A 19867-nucleotide genomic window follows, 5' to 3' on the forward strand; every position below is an offset into this window, starting at 1 on the left:
CCGGCTCGAGCGGCCGGCCAGCGGAGCAGCGGATGAGCGACGTCGCCGAAAAGACCCGGCCCGGCCCGGTGGCCGGGGAGCGCGACCGTCCCGGGGACGCGGCGATCCTGCGCGGCGACCACCGGCCCGACCTGATCCGCGACGAGGTCCTGGCCGAGATCTTCCTGCACGCCGCCGAGACCCGGCCCGACCATCCCTGCCTCGTCGACGGCGCCCGCGTGGCGGCCGGCGGCGTCCACCCGCACCTGACCTACGCGGAGGTCGCCGCCCGGGCCGGCCGGATCGCCGCCGGCCTCGCCCATCGCGGCATCGGCCCCGGCGACGTCGTCGGCCTGTGGATGGCCCGCGGCCCGGACCTCCTCGTGGCGCAGATCGGCATCACGATGTCGGGGGCGGCGTGGCTGCCCTTCGACGCCGAGGCGCCGGCCGACCGGGTCGGCGTGTGCCTCACCGATGCGAGCGCGAAGGCGCTGCTGGTCTCGCCGGCGCTGGCGGCCGCGGTGCCCGACGGGACGCCCGCCCTGACGCCCGCCGATCTCGACGCGGGGACGCCCGCCGATGCGCCCGAGCCGGACCCGCGCGCCGCCGGACTGACGCCCGAGCATCCCGCCTACCTGATCTACACCTCGGGCTCGACCGGCGTGCCCAAGGGCATCGTCATCAGCCACGCCAACATCTGCCACTTCCTCCGGTCGGGGAACGCCCTCTACGGGATGCGCGCCGACGACGTGGTGTTCCAGGGGGCCTCGGTGGCCTTCGATCTCTCGATGGAGGAGATCTGGGTCCCCTACCTCGTGGGCGCGACCCTGTTCGTGGCGAGCCCGGCCATGATGGGCGACCTGGAATCGCTGCCGGGCATCCTGGAGGCGGAGGGGATCACGGTGCTCGACACCGTGCCGACGCTGCTGGCGATGATCTCCGGCGACCTGCCGCGGGTCCGCCTCGTCCTGCTGGGCGGCGAGGCGCTGCCCGAGCCGCTGATCGCCCGCTGGGCGACGGGCGGGCGCCAGCTGTTCAACACCTACGGGCCCACGGAGGCCACCGTGGTGGCGACCGCCGCCGAGATGCGGCCCGGCGAGCCGGTGACCATCGGCGGCCCGATCCCGAACTATTCCGTCTATGTCGCCGGCGAGGACCTCGCCCTGCTCGGCCGCGACCAGCAGGGCGAGCTGCTGATCGGCGGCCCCGGCGTGGCGCGGGGCTACCTCGCCCGTCCGGAGCTGACGGCGGAGAAGTTCATCGCCAACCCCTTCGCGTCCGACGGGACCGATCCGGTGCTCTACCGCTCGGGCGACGCGGTCTCCCTCGATGCCGAGGGCCGGATCGTGTTCCACGGCCGGATCGACGACCAGGTGAAGATCCGCGGCTTCCGCGTGGAGCTGGGCGAGATCGAGTCCCGGATCCGGGCGGTGCCCGACATCAACCAGGCCGCCGTCGTGCTCCGGCAGGACGACGGCGTCGACCGCCTCGTCGCCTTCCTGATCCCGGAGCGCGGCCGCGCCATCGACGCCGCGGCCCTGCGCCGGACGCTTGCCGGGCAGATGCCTCCCTACATGGTGCCCGGCCATTTCGAGGTGGCCGAGACGCTCCCGCGGCTGACCTCCGGCAAGGTCGATCGCAAGGCGCTGAAGATCGCCCCGCTGACCGTGGTGGCCGCCGACGGCGAGCAGGAGCCCCCCGCCAACGAGACCGAGGCGGCCCTCGTCGCGGCTGCCAAGCAGATCTTCGGCAACCAGCCGATCGCCCTCGAGGGCGATTTCTTCGCCGATCTCGGCGGGCATTCCCTGCTCGCCGCCCGCTTCGTCTCGGCGGTGCGCGAGAACCCGCCGCTCGCCGGCATCACCCTGCCGGACGTCTATGCCCTGCGCACGATGCGGGCCATGGCGGACGCGCTGATCGCCCGCACGGGCGGGATGGGCGCCGGGGCCGCGACCCGTGACCTGAGCTTCGAACCGCCGCCGCTGCTGCGCCGGGCGCTGTGCGGCCTCGCGCAACTCGTCGCGCTGCCCTTCGTCATCGCCCTGGCCACTGCGCAATGGCTCGGCATGTTCGTGACCTACCTGCTGCTCACCGGCGGCGGTCTCAGCTTCTTCGCCGAACTCGGGGTGCTGCTCCTCGTCTACGTGGCGATCAACGGCGTGACCGCAGTGGCCGCGGTGGCCGGCAAGTGGCTGATCCTCGGCAGGACCAAGCCGGGCCGCTATCCGCTCTGGGGCACCTATTATTACCGCTGGTGGCTCGCGCAGCGGTTGGCCCCGCTGGTCCACGTGAAGTGGCTCCAGGGTTCGCCGGCCATCGCCATCTACCTGCGGCTGATGGGCGCCCGGATCGGGCGTGACACCCTGATCTCCGACATCGAGATCGGCGCGCCCGACCTCCTGTCCATCGGTGACGGCGCGTCGCTCGGCGGTCGCCTCGTCATCGCCAACGCCGAGATCGTCGGCAACGAGCTTGTCATCGGCCGGGTCGAGATCGGCGCGGATGCGGCGGTGGGAACCTCCTGCGTCATCAGCCACGACACGGTGATCGGGCCGCAGGCGGAGATCGCCGACCTGACCACGATCCCCGTGGGCTCGCGGGTCGGGGCGGCCGAGCGCTGGGACGGTTCACCCGGCCGCAAGGTCGGGATGGCGGACCCCTCGGACCTGCCCGCGCCCGCCGAGGCCTCCTTCGCGCGCCGCAGCGCCTTCATGGCGGCCTATGTCGTCCTGCTCGGCGCGATCCCCGCGGTCGGCCTGCTGCCGATCTTCCCGGCCTTCTTCATCTTCGACCAGATCTCGGATTCGTTCTCCGACATCACCGACGTCGACTACCACTGGTACCTGCCGATCCTCACCTGGCCCACGGCCATGCTGATGACCGCCGGCACGGTGCTGCTGATCGCCGGCATCCGCTGGATCGTGCTGCCGCGGACGCGCTCGGGCACCTACTCGGTCCATTCCCTGTTCTACCTGCGGAAATGGTCGCTGGCGCTCGCCGTCGAGGTGACCCTGGAGACGCTCTCGTCGCTGTTCGCGACCGTCTACATGCGGGCCTGGTACCGGCTGATGGGCGCCAATATGGGCCACGGCGCCGAGATCTCGACCAACCTCGCGGGCCGCTACGATCTCGCCGAGGTCGGCGCGAAGAACTTCGTCGCCGACGAGGTGGTGTACGGCGAGGAGGAGATCCGGCGCGGCTGGATGCACCTGGAGCCAACCCGCACCGGGGCGCGGGTCTTCGTCGGCAACGATGCCGTGGTGCCGCCGGGCGCCGTCATCCCCGACGACGTGCTCATCGGCATCAAGTCGAAGCCGCCCGAGAATGCCGCCATGAGCCCCGGCGAGACGTGGTTCGGCTCCCCGCCGATCCGGCTGCCGGCCCGCCAGAAGGTCGATCTCGGCTCGACCGCCCAGACCTACGAGCCCGGCGCTTGGCCGAAGATCCGGCGCGGCGTGTTCGAGGCCTTCGCGACCTCGTTCTCGCCGATGCTCTACATCACCCTCGCGATCACGGTGATCGACTGGTACTTCTACCCGGCCATCCTGGAGCAGGACTGGTGGGGGTTGGCCTTCAGCTTCGTCGCGGCGAGCGTCGCCATCGCGCTGATCCAGTCTTCCGCCGTCATCGCGATGAAATGGCTGCTGATGGGCGTCTACAAGCCCGGCATGCAGCCGATGTGGTCGTGGTGGGCGATGCGCACCGAGGCGATCGCCGTGGCCTATTGGGGACTCGCCGGCAAGGTGCTGCTCGAGCATCTCCAGGGCACGCCCTTCCTGCCCTGGGTGCTGCGGCTGTTCGGGGTGAAGGTCGGCAAGGGGGTGTGCATGCTCACCACCGACATCACCGAGTTCGACTGCGTCACCATCGGCGACTACGCCACCATCAACCGGGTCTCGGCGCTGCAGACGCACCTGTACGAGGATCGGATCATGAAGATCGGCCGCGTCGTCGTCGGCCGGGGCGTCTCGGTGGGCGCGTTCTCGACCGTGCTGTACGATACGAAGGTCGGCGATTTCGCCCGCCTGCGTCCGCTCACCATCGTCATGAAGGGCGAGTCGATCCCCGCCAACACCGAGTGGGAGGGGGCGCCCGCGGTGCCGGTGATCCACCGCGCCTGACGGTGGCCCCGGCCAACGGATCTTGGCGGTGTACTAGCTCGTCTACGAGCGAGTGATGCCGCCAAGCTAACTTATTGTAATGTCTAGCCTGCGATATTAGTATAGATTGAGATGCCGAGCCGTTCCCCCAGCAATGCCGGGATGGGACGGCGCCATCGTTCGAGCCGAGGATCGACAGTCGTCCGTGCAACTCGATCCCGCGACTCTGCTGGTCGTCAGCGCGGCGACGACCTTTCTGGTCGGCGTGTTGTTCATGGCCTCATGGCGGCAGGCTCCCGGATCCCGGACGCTCGCCCTCTGGGGCACGGCGCACCTCGTCGGGGCGGCCGGGTCGGCCGGCCTCGCGTTGCGCAATCAGATCCCCGACCTGATCTCGGTGGGCTTGGCCAACGCGGTGGTGCTGACTGCCTACGGCCTCATCTGGAGCGGAGTCCGTACCTTCGAGCATCGCGAGCCACGGACGGGCGTCGCGATGGCGGGTGCCCTCGGATGGTGCGTCCTGTGTCTGATCCCGGCCTTCTATGCCGCGATCGAGGCCCGCATCCTCTACGCCTCGACCGTGGCGGCCCTCTATTGCGGCGCTGCGACCGCGGAGATCTGGCGCGGTCGCGCCGAGCAACTCGCCTCCCGGATCGCGGCCGCGACCATTCTCGGCCTGCACAGCGCCTTCTACGTCCTGCGGATCCCCGCGACCGTCATGGCGCCGCCGCAGCCGGGCCTGAGCCCGCTCGCCTCTCCCTGGGTGGCGATCCTGTGCTTCGTCACTCTGATGTTCTCCATCGCCTCGGCCTTCACCTTCATGGCGCTGGTCAAGGAGCGGGCCGAGCGCGAGCAGCGAATCGCCGCCTCCACGGACGCCCTCACCGGGGTGCGCAACCGCCGGTCCTTCACCAGGGCCGCCGAGCGGGCGATGGCCGAGTATCCCGACGTCGCCCTGCTGCTGTTCGACCTCGACCGGTTCAAGGCGGTGAACGACCGTTACGGTCATGGGGTCGGCGATGCGGTCCTGATGGGCTTCTGCGCCATGGCGACGTCGCTCTTGCCCAAGGAGGCGCTGCTGGGCCGCCTGGGCGGCGAGGAATTCGCCTGTCTGCTGCCGGATGTCTCGCCCGCCGAGGCGCTCGGTCGGGCCGAAGAACTGCGCCGGACCTTCGCGCAGCTTCACGTCCCCGAATTGCCGGGCCTCAGCGTCAGCGTCAGCATCGGGATCGCGCAGGCCCGGCCCGGGGTCGCGTTCGATGCGCTGATGCAGCGGGCCGATGCGGCGCTCTACGCCGCCAAGGAGGGGGGGCGCGACCGGGTCGCCGTGGCGGAATCGGTCGCGGTCCGCGCCGCCTGACGCGCGGCCGGGTCGCTCACGCCAGGGCGCGGGCCGCCTCGGAGACCTTCCGCACCGACGTGTCGACGACGGCCGCCGAGGCGGCGATCTCCGCCATGGCGGCGTGAACGGCTGCGACGCTCTGCGCGGCGGCCTGCATGTTCTCGGTCATGTCGCGGGTCACCGTCGCCTGTTCGGTCACGGCTGACGACACGCTCAGCGAGAGCGCACTCAGCTGTTCGATCGTCCCGCCGATCCCGTCGATCGCCGCGACCGCCCGCGCGGTCTCGGCCTGCACGGCGGCGATCTGGGTGCCGATCTCTCCGGTCGCCTTTGCGGTCTGCCCGGCGAGCGCCTTCACCTCGGCGGCCACCACGGCGAAGCCCCTGCCGGCCGCCCCGGCCCGGGCCGCCTCGATGGTGGCATTCAGCGCCAGCAGGTTCGTCTGGTCGGCGATGGAACGGATCAGGCTCACCGCCGCTCCGATCCGGTCGGCGGCGCCGGTGAGGCCCACGACGATCGCAGCCGCCTCCTCGGCGCGGGAGACGACCAGATCGACGGACGATTTCGCCTGCAGCGCGTGACGGCTCAATTCCTCGATGGAAGCGGCGAATTCCTCCGAACCGGCCGCGACCGCTTCGACATTCTGGGTGGTCTGGCTCGACGCTTCCGCTGTGTCGTCGGCCTGCCGGACGACCCGGCTCATGGACTCGCGGATCGCCGCGATATCGGCATCGATGGCGCGCTGGCTCTCGGCCCGGCGCTGCCGATCCTCGACCTGCCGGGTCACGTCGGTGGCGAACTTGACCACCGCGCAGGGCTTGCCGTCGGTGTCGAGGATCGGGTCGTAGGCGCCGAAGATCCAAACCGTGCGGCCGCCCTTTCCGATCCGCCGGAACTCGCCGGCCTGATACTCGCCGTTGCCGAGGGCGGTCCAGAACGCGGCATAATCCGCGCTCGCCGCCTCGGCCGGCGGCAGGAACATCCGGTGATGCCGCCCGCGGATTTCCTCAAGGGTGTAGCCCAGGGTGGCGAGGAAGTTCGCGTTGGCGTCCACGATCGTGCCGTCGAGGGCAAAGCTGATCGTCGCCTGCGAGCGGTCGAGGGCCGCGATCTGGCCGGCGTAGAGCGCGTTGCGGGCGCGCTCCGCGGTGATGTCGGTGGCGAGCTTGACCACCTTGATCGGCTTGCCGCGTCGATCGAGGATCGGATTGTAAGACCCCTGGATCCAGACAATCCGGCCGGACTTGGTCAGGCGGGGGAAGGCGCGGGTCTCGTGCCGGCCGGCGCGCAGCCCGTCCCAGAAGGCGGCATAGTCCGAACCCGACCGCTCGGATTCCGGCACGAACAGGCTGTGATGCCGGCCCCGAACCTCTTCGAGGGTGTAATCGACGAGCGCGAGGAAGATCGCGTTGGCATCGGTGACCATGCCGTCGAGATCGAATTCCACGCGGGCCATCGTCCGATCGATGGCCGCGAGCAGGGCGTTGTCGCGAAAACCAAATATCGCCATTTGAAAACGTCCCTGTCTGTTTTTATTTATGAATTATATTGATCTCACAGCGATTCATTTGATCGCAGGCGCGCCGTTTCGTCTGTGTTAAAGCCCAGCTTAGAGTATTGCAAATCTGTTTCACATTGGTCAATCGGCTTGTCGGCGCCTTAAAGATGGCGGATCATTTGGTAATTTTATTTGTTTCGGTCGTTATTCATGTGTATTCGGATCGAGAAATGCCGCAAATGGCTCATTCGATCGGATTTCGGGCCATCGTGCGCTGAGGTACTCAGCCGGATGGCGCGGCTCGCGGTCTGCGCTAGGACGGGGCGAACGTCGACGGGCCGATCCAAGTCGGTCGAGGCGACTGTCGGCACGGCACTGACTGGAGGTCGGACATGGACGAGGACACCCGGATCGATCGCCTGGAGATCCGTTTGACCGAGCAGGACGCGACGATCGAGGACCTGAACCGCACCGTGACCGAGCAATGGCGCGTCATCGACCGGTTGGTGCGGCAGCTGGACATGCTGCGGGAGCAGGTCGAGGAGGCGGCCGCCCGGGCGGCGCCGCGGGGGCTGGAGCCGCCGCCGCCCCATTACTGACGGAGGGAGCCGGCGCGCCGGGGTGCGACGCGCCGGCCCGCGCGTCAGAAGTTCGCCTGCGTGACGAACTTGGTGACCAGGTAGGCGTCGAGCGCCTCCGGGCCGCCCTCGCTGCCGTAGCCCGAATCTTTTACGCCGCCGAACGGCGTCTCCGGCAGGGCGAGGCCGTGGTGATTGATGGAGATCATGCCGCTCTCCACCGCGTTCGACACCCGCGCCGCCCGCTCGGCGGAGCGGGTATAGGCGTAGGCCGCGAGCCCGTAGGGCAGACGGTTGGCCTCGGCGAGCGCCTCGCCGTCGTCGGAGAACCGGTTGATCATCGCCAGGGGCCCGAAGGGCTCCTCGTTCATGATCCGGGCGGTCAGCGGCACCTCGGTAAAGACCGTCGGCTCGAAGAAGTTACCCTGGTTGCCGATGCGCTTGCCGCCGGCGCGCAGCGTCGCGCCGCTCGACTCGGCGTCCGCCGCCAGCGTCGTGACGGCGTCGAGGCGCCGCCCGTGGACCAGCGGTCCCATCTTGGTCTCGGGATCGAGCCCGTCGCCGACCTTCACCGACTTGGCGAAGGCGGTGAAGCCCTCGACGAAGCGGTCGAAGACCGAATCGTGCACGAGGAAGCGAGTCGGCGAGACGCACACCTGGCCGGCGTTGCGGAACTTCGAGGGGGCCAGGACGGCGACCGCCTTCTCCACGTCGGCGTCGCCGAACACGATCGCGGGGGCGTGGCCGCCGAGTTCCATCGTGGCCCGCTTCATGTGTTCGCCCGCGAGCGCCGCGAGCTTCTTGCCGACCACGGTCGAGCCGGTGAACGAGATCTTCCGGATCACCGGATGCGGGATCAGGTAGGCCGAAATGATCTCCGGGTCGCCGTAGACCAGCGAGAGCGCGTCCCCCGGGATGCCGGCATCCAGGAAGGCGCGGACCAGGGCGGCGCAGCTCGCCGGCGTGTCCTCGGGACCCTTCAGGATCACCGTGCAGCCGGTGCAGAGCGCCGCCGAGATCTTGCGCACCGCCTGGTTGATCGGGAAGTTCCAGGGGGTGAAGCAGGCCACCGGTCCGACCGGCTCGCGCACCGCCACCTGCAGCACGCCGTCGGCGCGGCTCGGGATGACGCGGCCGTAGGCGCGCTTACCCTCCTCGGCGAACCAATCGATGATGTCGGCCGCCGCCAGGGTCTCGACCCGCGACTCGGCCAGCGGCTTGCCCTGCTCCAGGGTCATGATCCGGGCGATCTCGTCGACCCGCGCGCGCAGGAGGTCGGCGGCTTTCCGCATCACCTTGGTGCGCTCGAAGGGCGCGACGCTGCGCCAGGCCGGGAAAGCGCGGGACGCGGCCGCCAGGGCCTCGTCGAGATCCGCCGTGGTGGCGACGGCGCACCGGCCGATTGTCTCACCCGAAGCCGGGTTCAGGACTCCCAGGGTCTCCCGGTCGGCACCCGCGCGCCAGCGCCCGGCGATGTGAAGCTCGGTATCCGGATACATCGGTCGATTCCCGCTCGGCCGCACCATCGGCCGCAGGCGGACTGTGCCGATGTGGCGCGCCCGGGCAATCCCCGCGGCGGCATAGCTGGAACCGTCTGTATTCAGGCGGCGGCGCGGGCGGGCTCCGGTGCCTGGACAAGGGTCGCGGTCCCGTGGCGGGCGCGGAGGGTCGCGCCTTTCGGGACCACCTGCCATCCCTCGCGACAGCCATCGATCGGCTCCGACACCACCACGATGCCCCCCGGCCCCTCGCGGAAATACAGGCTCGGCGGCCGGCCATCGCAGGCCCAGCGGTAGGCGGTGAGCGTCTCGCCATCCGTAAGCAGCGCGGTGAAGCGCAGCGGCTCGCTGACGCTGGCGGCTTCCATCAGCTCGCGCACGGTCTTGAGCGTCCGCGCCATCGCGCCGACGGGATCCTCCTCAAGGCCGTTGGCGAGTGCCAGCAGGAAAATCGCCTCCGAATCCGTGCTGCCCCGACGGTGGTCGTAATAGGTATCCGGGATCAGCGCTTCGAGCCGCCGCTTGATCCGGTGGTAGCCGCCGATCTGACCGTTATGCATGAACAGGTGCCGGCCGTAGACGAACGGGTGGCAGTTCGCCCGGGCCGTGGCGGTCCCGGTCGACGCACGCACATGCGCGAAGAACGTGCGCGCCCGCACCTGCCCACACAGGTTCACCAGATTTTCGTCCGACCAGGCCGGGGAAATGTCGCGATAGACCCCCGGCTCGGGCCGCTCGGCGTACCAGCCGATGCCGAAGCCGTCGCCGTTGGTTTCGGTCTTCCCCTCGTCGGCGTGCAGGGACTGATGCACCAGCGAGTGGGTCGGCGCGCAGACGAGGTCGGAGAGGAAAACCGGCTCACCGCTATAGGCGAGGAAACGGCACATGACGGACGATGATCCTTCAGCTCAGGTCCACGTACGATCCCGCGCAACGCCCCTCGGAGGGTGGAGACGTTCCGCAGCAGGACGTTAACAGTCGGTCCACTCCGGTGAACAGTTTCTTAACCGGTCGGAAACTGCGCCATTTTCGTGCGTTCCGCATGAAATCGGTGCCGCTTGATCGCAGGGCAGGCATTCGCCGGCGCGGCGACGCGACTCTTGTGAGCCGTCTCATGAAGGGTCAGCATGGCCAAATCGGGGAATCAGAACGCCGCCCAGGAGGCGGTCGCCCGAAGCGGGGCAAGGCACCAACAGCAGGAGACTTTTATGGATTGCGCAGTGCCCGACGGATCCGCCCCCGTGGCTCTCGTCGTGGAGGACGATGCGGCCGTGCGCGATCTCGCCACCGCGGTGCTTGAAGAAACCGACCTCGGAGTCATTGCCTGCGAAAGCGCGGAGGCGGCCCTGTCCGTGCTGGAGCGCTCCGACGTGACGGTGGCGTTGCTCTTCGCCGACGTGCGGTTGCCCGGTGCGATGGACGGGGTGACCCTGGCCCAGGCCGTCAAGCGGCGCTGGCCGGACGTGCGCGTGGTCGTGACCTCCGGCGCGGGCCGGGATGCGCGGCTCCCCGACCAGGCGGTCTACATGCAGAAGCCGTGGCGGGCCCTCGACGTGCTGGTCCAGGCCGAGCACGCGACCATGGCCGCCAAGGCTGCCTAGCCCGGCGCGCCGACGCGATCCCTTCACGTCTTCGCGCGTTCAGCGACGCGACCAGGGCTGCGTGACGTCTCCTGACGTGGCGCAGCCCCAGTTCTCGTGGCGCACGCAAGGACGGCGGCATCGCCGGAACGTGCCCGTCCGACGTTTTCGTTGAACTGCTGTCTCGCCCGGCTGCTGCGCGCCGCAAAGAAAAAGCCCGGCCGCTCGCGCGGGCCGGGCTCTTTCACAACCGATGTGACGTCGCTCAGGCGGCGGGAGCCGGGCTGACCGGGGTCTGACCCGAGGCGTTGGCGCCCTGAGCCGGCGCAGCGGACGGCGACGGGAAGCCGGGACGACGGCTGCCGGCGGGGAAACGGGGCTTCGGCTTCGGCGCGGCGATCAGGCCCTCGCGGATAGCGGTCTTGCGAGCCTGCTTGCGGGCGCGGCGCACGGCCTCCGCCTTCTCGCGGGCCTTGCGCACGGACGGCTTCTCATAAGCCTTGCGCTGCTTCATCTCGCGGAAGATGCCCTCGCGCTGCATCTTCTTCTTGAGGACGCGGAGCGCTTGATCGACGTTGTTGTCGCGAACGAGTACCTGCAACGGACTTGATCCTCTGGACCTGAAGTTCTGGGTTCACGCGGCCCGCCGCCGATCTGGAAACCGGCAACGTCCCTCGCCCGGGATGAACCCGAGGGGGACGGGAACGTCGGTTTCCGAATCGGCGTGGAGCTCACGCCTTGACGGGGCTATTACACCAAGCGCGCACCAGTTCCAACCTGCCCGCGCGATCCATCTGCGTCTGCGCCGTGCTAGGTTGCGCGGATGAGACACGACGACTCGCAGCAATTCGCCAGCGACAACTATTCCGGCATCTGCCCGGAAGCCTGGGGAGCCATGGAGGCGGCCAATCGCGGCCACGCCCCGGCCTATGGCGAGGATGCCTGGACGGCCAAGGCGGCGGACGCGTTCCGGGACCTGTTCGAGACCGAATGCGAGGTGTTCTTCGCCTTCAACGGCACCGCCGCCAACGCCTTGGCCCTGGCCGCGCTGTGCCAATCCTACCACAGCGTGATCTGCGCCGATTCGGCCCATGTGGAGACCGACGAGTGCGGCGCGCCGGAATTCTTCTCCAACGGCTCCAAGCTGCTCACCGTCCGGACCGAGGGCGGCAAGCTCACGCCGGAGGCGATCCGCGGGCTCGCCCAGAACCGCAGCGACATCCACTTTCCGCGGCCTCGGGTGGTGACGATCACGCAGCCCACCGAGACGGGACAGGTCTACAGCCTCGCCGAGCTGCGGGCGCTGTCGGCGACCTGCCGCGAGCTGGGGCTCGCCCTGCACATGGATGGGTCTCGCTTCGCCAATGCCTGCGCGAGTCTGGGCTGCAGCCCGGCCGACATGACGTGGCGGTCGGGTGTCGACGTCCTGTGCTTCGGCGGGACCAAGAACGGCATGCATGCCGGCGAGGCGGTGGTGTTCTTCGACCGCAAGCTCGCCGAGGATTTCGGCTACCGGTGCAAGCAGGCCGGCCAGCTCGCGTCGAAGATGCGCTTCCTCGCCGCCCCCTGGGTCGGCATGCTGGAGAGCGGCGCGTGGCTGAGGAATGCGGCCCACGGCAATGCCTGCGCCCGGCACTTCGCCGACTCCGTCGCCGGGCTGCCGGGGGTGCGGGCGCTGTTTCCCGTGGAGGCGAACGCCGTCTTCCTGACGATGCCGGCCGCCACCATGGAGGGCCTGCGCGCCCGGGGCTGGCGGTTCTACACCTTCATCGGCGGCGGGGCGCGATTCATGTTCGCCTGGGATGCCCGCCCCGAGCGGGTGGACGAACTGGTCCGGGACCTGCGCACGCTGGCGGCCGCGGCGGCCTGACGGGGTGGACATGGGGGTGCGGAGCCGCCCCACCGACGGTGTTTCGCGCGCCGGTGTCGGGTTTTCCTGAGGAGCGTCAAGACGCTGGTGCGGCCCGCGCACGGTCGTCCTCGCGAGCGCAGTCAAGCAACCCCGTCTCGCGCGACGCCTGCCGATGTCGTGCAGCCCTGGTTCGCTTCGCTGCGCTCGCGATGACGGCGGGCCCGAATACCCAGACTCAAGTGGGCCGGGTGCGACGCCTCAGTCTTCTTCTTGTCCCCTACAGCAGCGCGAGATCCGCCGGCTCCGCGCTGGGGAAGATCCGGCGCAGACTCGCCTGATCGAGTCCGTAGAGGCGCCGGAACAGCCCGCCGAGCAGCCCCCGGTAATCGGTGAGCACCGGATAGTCCCGGTTCTGGAACAGGTGCGCCTCGTCGGCGCGCACCTGCGGTCCGGCGATTCGCCCACCCCGGACGCCGCCGCCCAGGATCCAGTAGACGCTGCCATGGCCATGGTCGGTGCCGCGGCTGCCGTTCTCCCGGAAGGTGCGCCCGAACTCCGACAGCACGACCACCACCGTGTCGGACCAGCCGGGTCCGATCTCCTCGACGAAGCCGGACAGGCCCCGCCCCAGCTCGCCGAGCCGGTCGGCGAGGTAGCCGGTGCCGGCACCCTGGTTCACGTGCGTGTCCCAGCCGCCGACATCCACGAAGCCGAGATTGAAGTTCTCGCGCATCAGGCGGCCGATCCGCCGCGCCGACAGCTCGAAGCCCTTGGGCGAGACCGCCCCGCGGTCGGCCTGACCGGCATGGTCGGAAATCGTCTGGTAGACCGCGTCGCGCACCCGGAACCCCTCGGTCACGGCGGCGGCCAGCTTGGTGTCGCTGTACATGGCGGCGATGAGGCGCGCCTGCCGGTCGTCGATACCGGGCTTGCCGACGCCGTTGATGGCGATGTTGGGCACCGTCTCGCCGCCCCGGAAGATCAGCGGCATCTGATCCGTGAAAGCGATCGGCCGGACCCGGGTCAGCTCCGCGGCCAGCCGGGCCATGAATCCGGAATTGTAGTCGCGGCCGGACCCGACCGTCTGGCCCATCTCGATCGTGTCCTGGGTCTCGAAATGGCTCCGGGTCATGTCGTCGGTGCCGGCGAAGGGCACGAAGGCGGCCTGACCCTTGGCGTAGAGCGGCAGGAGCGTCTCGCGCAACGCCGGGTGCAGGCTCCAGTCGGCGTCGAGCGCCAGGGCGGCCTTCGGGTCGGCGGCGTCCGGCTTGCCGATCGCGAGGTTCGGCCGCGACCGGTAGTAGAAGTCGCTGCCGGTGGGGATCACCACGTTGGCGGCATCGTAGGCGCCGCGCAGGAACACCACGAGGAGGCGCGCATCGGTCTTGGGGGCCGCCCAGACGCGGCCGGCCACCGTGGACAGGCCGAAAGCCGCGGCGGCGCGGATCAGGTCGCGACGGTTCATCGCATGAACTCCGGCGAGGCGAGGTAGAGGGTGTTCCAGTCCTGCGGCGAGACCGCCTGGGCGAGCGCCGCCCGCGTCGCCGCCGACAGGGTGCCGGACAGCGTCGAGAAGTAGAGCCCGTTGGCGAGCACCGGGAAGGCCGGCTCCTCGGCCTGATCGGCCAGCGTCGGCTTGAACAGGCCGGCCGAGCCCGACCCGATCTGCCGGGCGATCTCGAACCGCGTCGCGAGCTGCCCGGGGCCGCTCCAGGCGGCGGCGTCGAGGGGGTAGCCGTCCGGCGTCGACCGGTTGAACAGGCCCTCGCCGAGGCGGTTCAGCCAGCCGAGCACCGGGCCGGCGTTGCGGATCACCCTTGTGTCGTAGGCCATGCGCAGGGCGGAGAAGACGTAGCGCACCGGGTCCTTGAAGGCGCCGCCGCGCTCGGCCGTGAAGGCCGGCTCGCGCACCAGCGCCTCCATCACCGCGGCGATGTCGCCGTCGCTGCGAGTGAAGACGGCGGCGAGCCGCGCCACCAGGGCGTCGTCGGGCGGCTGCCCGAGGAAGTAGGTGGCGAGCGCCCGGGAGACGTTGGTGGCGGTGGCGGGATGGCGGGCGATCAGCTCCACCGCCTCCTCGATCTCCGGCCAGCCGCGTCCCTGGATGCGGGTCCCGAGGAAGACCTTGTCGCCGTAATCGTGCCGGTTCGGGTTGAACGCGAACAGGCCGTCCCGGCGGAAATCGGCGGCATGCTCGGGGCGAAGCTTCGGGGTCTCGGGCTTCATGTCGATGCCGACACCACTCAGGATCCGGGCCAGCGCCTCGACATCGCCCTGCGTGTAGCCGGAGCCGACACCCATCGTGTGCAGCTCCATGATCTCCCGGGCGTAGTTCTCGTTCGGCCGGCCGGCCGCGTTGGCGTCGTTGTCGAGGTAGCGCAGCATCGCCGGGTGGCGCAGGCTCGCTATCAGCAGGTCGCGGAAGCGCCCGAGCACGTGCGGACGGATCGCGGTGTCGAGGTAGTCGCCCACGGCGGCGCGCAGGGTGGACTTGCCCTGATGCACGTTGAACCGGTTGAACCAGAACCACGTCAGCCGCTCGCGCAGCTGATCGGGGCTGTAGAGCGCCCGCAGCACCCAGACGGAGGCGGCGTTCCGCGCGGCCATGTTCAGCGCGGCCTGGAAGGCCTGCTGGGCGGCCTTCTTGGCGTCGGGGTCCTGGAGGTCCTTGAACGCCTTGGCCTGCGCATCCAGCGCCTGGGCCCGTTCGAACAGGCTGCCCGGCGGGGTCAGCGCGTCGACCTGCGCCTGGGCGGCGGGCGGCAGGCGCGATTCCGCCGGCGGATGGAGCTGGGCCTGCAGCCACCGTGCCCGCCCCTCCGCGGTGAGCTGCGCGAAGGCAGACGGGGTGGCGCCCCAGGTCAGGGCATCCAGGAAGGCGGCATCGGCCGCGGCGGCCTGCGGCGACGCGTCGGCCGCACGGGGCCCCGGGCCCGCCCAGGCCACCAACAGACCAGCAACCAGACAACAGCGTGTTGCGGCGCGCGACATCGCAGCCTCGCGGTGCGTGGATCGGTCGGGCAGCGTGGTGTCGCGTCCCTGTACCGTGCCTGAAAGGCAGCCCCATCATGCCGGCGTCTTTGCCAATATCGGGGCTTGCCGCTACACGATCCCGAGACCGCGCGAATGCCGCGCCGCGCACCACCACGTTCCGCCGATCCAGAGCGTTCGCTCCATGCTGATGCAGACCAAGACCGAGGCGAGGCCGGCCGATCCGGTGTCGCGGCGGCGCACCTTCGCGATCATCTCCCACCCGGACGCGGGCAAGACCACGCTCACCGAGAAGCTGCTCCTGTTCGGGGGTGCGATCCAGCTCGCCGGCGAGGTGAAGGCGAAGCGCAACCGCGTCTCGACTCGGTCCGACTGGATGGGGATCGAGAAGGAGCGCGGCATCTCGGTGGTCACCTCGGTGATGACCTTCGAGTACGGCGATTGCGTCTTCAACCTCCTCGATACGCCCGGCCACGAGGACTTCTCGGAGGACACCTACCGGACGCTCACGGCGGTCGATTCGGCCGTCATGGTGATCGATGCGGCGAAGGGCATCGAGGCGCGCACCCGCAAGCTGTTCGAGGTCTGCCGCCTCCGCGACATCCCGATCGTCACCTTCATCAACAAGCTCGACCGCGAGGCCCGGGACCCGTTCGAGCTGCTCGACGAGATCGAGAAGACGCTGGCGCTGGACGTCGCCCCGGTGACGTGGCCGATCGGCACCGGCCGCAACTTCTCGGGAACTTACGAACTCGGCGGCAACCGCGTGCGCCGGCTCGACGCCGCCGAGGATGCCGGGATGGTGGCGGTGTCCGGCCCGGACGACCCGCTGTTCGACGAGCTGCTCACCGAGGACGGCGCGGCGGACGCGTGGCGCGAGGAGGTGGAGCTGGCCGAGGGCGGCCTGAAGCCCTTCGACCTCGACGCGTTCCGCGAGGGACACCTGACGCCGGTGTTCTTCGGCTCGGCGCTGCGCAATTTCGGCGTGCGCGACCTCATCGACGGTCTCGCCAAGGTGGCCCCGCCGCCCCGCGGCCAGGACGCCGACAAGCGCCTCGTCGAGCCGACCGAGCCGCGGATGACCGGCTTCGTGTTCAAGATCCAGGCGAACATGGACCCGAACCACCGGGACCGGATCGCCTTCATGCGGGTCTGCTCGGGCAAGCTCAACCGGGGCATGAAGGCCCGGCTGGTGCGCACCGGCAAGCCGATCTCGCTCTCGGCGCCGCAATTCTTCTTCGCCCAGGACCGGGCCATCGCCGACGAGGCCTATGCCGGCGACGTGGTCGGCATCCCGAACCACGGCACGCTGCGGATCGGCGACACGCTCACCGAGGGCGAGGACCTCGTGTTCCGCGGCGTGCCGAGCTTCGCGCCCGAGATCCTGCGCCGGATCAAGCTCACCGACGCCATGAAGGCCAAGAAGCTCCGCGAGGCGCTGCAGCAGATGGGCGAGGAAGGCGTCGTTCAGGTCTTCGTGCCGCAGGACGGCAGCCAGGCGATCGTCGGCGTGGTCGGCGCGCTCCAGCTCGACGTGCTCAAGGAACGGCTCCAGGCCGAGTACGGCCTGCCGGTGGATTACGAGACCTCGCGGTTCTCGGTCTGCCGCTGGGTGTCGTCCGACTCGGAGACGGAACTCGACAAGTTCGTCGATTCGCACGGCTCGGCCATGGCCAAGGACCTCGACGGGGCCCCGGTCTTCATGGCGACCACGGCGTTCTCGCTCCGCTACGAAGAGGAGCGCTACCCGGCGGTGCGCTTCACCGATGTGAAGGACTATCAGAAGCGGGCGGTGTGAGCCGGTCCGGAGCCCCGCTCCGACAGCGGGCGCCGCGCGTCGGCGCGCGCGGCGTGACAATCCGGCGGCGCCACGCTCATCGCGGCGGCGCTGCCCGGACCGCTGTGCCGCCCCCGCGACGCCAGGGCCGCGTCAGAACTTGCCGAGCATCGGGAATTCGACGCTCAGACTCGACTCCGAGGCGATCGGCATTTCGCGTTTGCGCGGCTTGCGGTTGAGCACCTGCTTCAGCTTCGACTTCAACACCGCCATGTCGAACGGCTTGAGGATGAAGGCGTCCGCGCCCGCCTGGTGGGCGAGGTTGATGTCCTCGAAGTCGAAGGACGATTCGGTGAGCATGAAGGGCGTGTTCATCAGCGCGTCGTCGGCCCGGATCTCGCGCAGCAGGCTGAGCCCGTCCATCGGCTCCATATCGAGGTCGGAGATCACCAGAGCGTAGCGGCGCTGCCGCATCCGCTCCAGGGCCTCCGTCGCGCTGGTGACGCCCTCGACATCCGGGAAGCCGATGCGTGTCATCAGCATCACGATCAGCCGGAGAAGCTTCTCCTGATCGTCGACGATGAGGATCGGGGGCGTATCGCTCTCGGACATCGGCGCGGCTCAGATGAAAAGATGGTCGATGCCCTGCCGGGACATCGCGTCGGATTGGAGCGACAGGCAAAGCCCGTGGATCGCGGATGCCTTCGGCGTGCCGCGCTGGAGCATCGGCAGAAGGTTGGCCTTCGCAAACAGCGTGTCGTTGCCGGCGGTACGCTGCGCGCTCTTGAACGAGTGGACGAACTCGCGCTTGGCGATCTCGCGCCACTCGCTGATCTGGACATCCCGGTGGCGGCTGTCCGCGCTCACCCGGTCGAAGGTCTCGTGCACCGACGAGCGCTCGCCTTCGATCACCTGGCAGGCGAAATTTCCCTCGATGACCAGGAAGCTTGTGATCACCGCAAACTCGTTCTTCTTCTGGGCGGTCCGGCCGATTTCATTGATCTGCTCGGACCTCTTCGCCGGCTCGGACGACAGGTTCAGGCGTGAGAAGTAGATGATGTGGACGAGGCTCGTCCGTTTCGCCCGCATGATCCCGAGATCCGAAATCCGTATCCGTTCGACGCTTCCGGTCAGGACGCACCGCGCGTGGCCCTGGCCCGGCCGTATCTTCGCGCGTGTGGAATAACACCGCGTAAACGCGGCCCGATCGCGTCTGACCGGGCGTGGACCCCACCCGGCAGGATCTGCCGGGACCGCCGCCGCGCCCGGCGAACCCTGCCGGGTCCGGAACGCCGAGACTCTGAAATATCAAAGACTTAGCCCTGGCATGCCGGTTGCGGCGCATCGAGCCTGCGGGCCAGAGCGGCGCGTATTGGGATCGTTCGCCATGGATCTTTTTTCCGCCCTGCAGACCTCGGTCTCCGGTCTCCAGGCGCAGTCCTATGCCATCAGCAACATCTCCGGGAACATCGCGAACTCGCAGACGACCGGCTACAAGCGCATCGACACCAGCTTCGTCGATCTGATGGCCGAGACGACGCCGAAACGCGAGGTCGCCGGATCCGTCCTGGCCCAGTCGCAGCTGACGAACACGATTGCCGGCAACGTGGTCTCGTCCAGCGTACCGACCAACATGTCGATCAGCGGCACCGGTTTCTTCACCGTGGTGCAGAAGACCGGTGACGCGAACAATTCGCCAACCTTCAGCGGCGCGAATGTCTACACGCGTCGCGGCGACTTCTCGCAGGACAAGGACGGTTATCTGGTCAACGGCGCGGGTGGGTACCTGACCGGGACCAACCTCGATCCCACGACCGGTCAGGTCACCAGCACGGGCCCCGTCAACATCGGCAACCTCACTCTTCCGGCGCAAGAGACGAAGACGATCAAGTATTCGGCCAACCTGCCGGCCACGCCCACGGTGAGCGCCTCGGCTCAGCCACCCAACAGCATCGCCGGTCCCTCGATCACGGGCTACACCACGACCGGGGCACCGGTGACGATCAGCATGCGCTGGGTTCAGACGACGACGGCAGGCACCTCGCCCTCGTCGTGGGACTTGTACTACAACAGCAGCACCACCGACACGCCGTCTTGGACGCAGACCGGGCCGGCCTTCACGTTCGACTCAACCGGTAAGCTCACGAGCCCGGCTTCTACCACGCCGGTACCGCTGACCGGCGTGCAGATCGGCGACTATACCTTCTCGTCGCTCAGCCTGGATATCAGCGGCGGCCTGACCCAATACGCGGATGCCAGCGGTGCCGTGACCACCAAGACGCTGAGCCAGAGCGGCAACAGTGCCGGCACCCTGATGAGCGTCGCCGTGGGTGAGGACGGCAAGATCAACGGCACATTCTCGAACGGTTCGGTGATTCCCGTCGCGACCGTGGGCATCTCGCAATTCGCCGATCCCGACGGGCTGAAGGCCGACGGGAAGGGGAATTATCTGCAGACGGCCGATTCCGGGCCGCCGCTCACCGGTCTCAACGGCAGCACGATCAATGGTGCCAGCATCGAGCAATCCAATACCGACATTGCCAGCGAATTTTCTAAGATGATCGTAACCCAGCAGGCGTACTCTGCGAACACGCGGGTCATGTCGACGGCGCAGACGATGATGTCTGACCTGCTGAACGTGATTCGCTGATTGAGGCCGGGGCTCGCGACG

15 protein-coding genes are annotated in these 19867 nt (G+C 69.0%); 7 read left to right on the forward strand and 8 right to left on the reverse strand.

The window, feature by feature from the left end:
• The first annotated feature begins 32 nt into the window (after nucleotides 1-32).
• Both ABIC70_RS21265 and ABIC70_RS21270 read left to right on the forward strand, forming a co-directional pair.
• A complete protein-coding gene (locus ABIC70_RS21265) occupies nucleotides 33-4100 on the forward strand; it encodes a Pls/PosA family non-ribosomal peptide synthetase (RefSeq protein ID WP_354441010.1) in 4068 nt (1355 codons plus the stop codon).
• A gap of 184 nt (nucleotides 4101-4284) precedes the next feature.
• Nucleotides 4285-5439: a GGDEF domain-containing protein gene (locus ABIC70_RS21270; RefSeq protein ID WP_179697766.1), complete on the forward strand. Its 1155-nt coding sequence runs from the start codon at nucleotides 4285-4287 to the stop codon at nucleotides 5437-5439.
• 16 nt (nucleotides 5440-5455) lie between these two features.
• Here the strand turns inward: ABIC70_RS21270 and ABIC70_RS21275 are convergent, their stop codons facing one another.
• Entirely contained in the window at nucleotides 5456-6931 is a 1476-nt protein-coding gene (locus ABIC70_RS21275; RefSeq protein WP_354441012.1) for a methyl-accepting chemotaxis protein, read from the reverse strand.
• A gap of 380 nt (nucleotides 6932-7311) precedes the next feature.
• Between ABIC70_RS21275 and ABIC70_RS21280 the strand changes: the two genes are divergently transcribed.
• Nucleotides 7312-7518, forward strand: a complete 207-nt coding sequence (locus ABIC70_RS21280; protein ID WP_043353476.1) for a SlyX family protein — start codon at nucleotides 7312-7314, stop codon at nucleotides 7516-7518.
• 44 nt (nucleotides 7519-7562) lie between these two features.
• On the opposite strand, the gene ABIC70_RS21285 is transcribed toward ABIC70_RS21280, so the two are convergent.
• Together ABIC70_RS21285 and ABIC70_RS21290 are read right to left on the reverse strand one after the other, a co-directional pair.
• Nucleotides 7563-8996, reverse strand: coding sequence for an NAD-dependent succinate-semialdehyde dehydrogenase (locus tag ABIC70_RS21285; protein ID WP_354441014.1), 1434 nt, complete (start codon nucleotides 8994-8996; stop codon nucleotides 7563-7565).
• Between the two features lie 101 nt (nucleotides 8997-9097).
• On the reverse strand, nucleotides 9098-9883 hold the full coding sequence (locus tag ABIC70_RS21290) for a class II glutamine amidotransferase (protein ID WP_043353480.1): 786 nt from the start codon (nucleotides 9881-9883) through the stop codon (nucleotides 9098-9100).
• Between the two features lie 321 nt (nucleotides 9884-10204).
• Between ABIC70_RS21290 and ABIC70_RS21295 the strand changes: the two genes are divergently transcribed.
• Nucleotides 10205-10597: a response regulator gene (locus tag ABIC70_RS21295; RefSeq protein WP_043381749.1), complete on the forward strand. Its 393-nt coding sequence runs from the start codon at nucleotides 10205-10207 to the stop codon at nucleotides 10595-10597.
• 244 nt (nucleotides 10598-10841) lie between these two features.
• On the opposite strand, the gene rpsU is transcribed toward ABIC70_RS21295, so the two are convergent.
• Complete coding sequence (gene rpsU / locus ABIC70_RS21300; RefSeq protein WP_043347323.1) at nucleotides 10842-11177, reverse strand: 30S ribosomal protein S21; 336 nt, start codon at nucleotides 11175-11177, stop codon at nucleotides 10842-10844.
• A gap of 222 nt (nucleotides 11178-11399) precedes the next feature.
• Here rpsU and ABIC70_RS21305 point away from each other — a divergent pair, with 222 nt between their 5' ends.
• Nucleotides 11400-12446: a threonine aldolase family protein gene (locus tag ABIC70_RS21305; RefSeq protein ID WP_043347325.1), complete on the forward strand. Its 1047-nt coding sequence runs from the start codon at nucleotides 11400-11402 to the stop codon at nucleotides 12444-12446.
• 259 nt (nucleotides 12447-12705) lie between these two features.
• On the opposite strand, the gene ABIC70_RS21310 is transcribed toward ABIC70_RS21305, so the two are convergent.
• Nucleotides 12706-13893 carry a DUF1501 domain-containing protein gene (locus ABIC70_RS21310; protein ID WP_182591152.1) on the reverse strand — a complete coding sequence of 396 codons (1188 nt, stop codon included), beginning with the start codon at nucleotides 13891-13893 and terminating at the stop codon, nucleotides 12706-12708.
• Nucleotides 13890-15419: a DUF1800 domain-containing protein gene (locus tag ABIC70_RS21315; protein WP_354441017.1), complete on the reverse strand. Its 1530-nt coding sequence runs from the start codon at nucleotides 15417-15419 to the stop codon at nucleotides 13890-13892. The genes ABIC70_RS21310 and ABIC70_RS21315 overlap by 4 nt, the downstream gene beginning before the upstream one ends.
• 184 nt (nucleotides 15420-15603) lie before the next feature.
• On the opposite strand from ABIC70_RS21315, the gene ABIC70_RS21320 reads away from it, so the two are divergent.
• Complete coding sequence (locus ABIC70_RS21320; protein WP_043352245.1) at nucleotides 15604-17217, forward strand: peptide chain release factor 3; 1614 nt, start codon at nucleotides 15604-15606, stop codon at nucleotides 17215-17217.
• A gap of 132 nt (nucleotides 17218-17349) precedes the next feature.
• Here ABIC70_RS21320 and ABIC70_RS21325 read toward each other — a convergent pair whose 3' ends face one another.
• Both ABIC70_RS21325 and ABIC70_RS21330 read right to left on the reverse strand, forming a co-directional pair.
• Nucleotides 17350-17808, reverse strand: a complete 459-nt coding sequence (locus ABIC70_RS21325; RefSeq protein ID WP_043352244.1) for a response regulator — start codon at nucleotides 17806-17808, stop codon at nucleotides 17350-17352.
• 9 nt (nucleotides 17809-17817) lie between these two features.
• Nucleotides 17818-18285 (reverse strand): BLUF domain-containing protein, encoded by a 468-nt coding sequence (locus ABIC70_RS21330; protein WP_043352241.1) that lies wholly within the window; start codon nucleotides 18283-18285, stop codon nucleotides 17818-17820.
• Nucleotides 18286-18583: 298 nt separating this feature from the next.
• On the opposite strand from ABIC70_RS21330, the gene ABIC70_RS21335 reads away from it, so the two are divergent.
• Nucleotides 18584-19846 carry a flagellar hook protein FlgE gene (locus ABIC70_RS21335; RefSeq protein WP_354441020.1) on the forward strand — a complete coding sequence of 421 codons (1263 nt, stop codon included), beginning with the start codon at nucleotides 18584-18586 and terminating at the stop codon, nucleotides 19844-19846.
• The last annotated feature ends 21 nt before the right edge of the window (nucleotides 19847-19867 follow it).

Origin of the sequence: Methylobacterium sp. 1973 (assembly GCF_040545035.1) — a bacterium.
Classification (GTDB): Bacteria; Pseudomonadota; Alphaproteobacteria; order Rhizobiales; family Beijerinckiaceae; genus Methylobacterium; species Methylobacterium fujisawaense.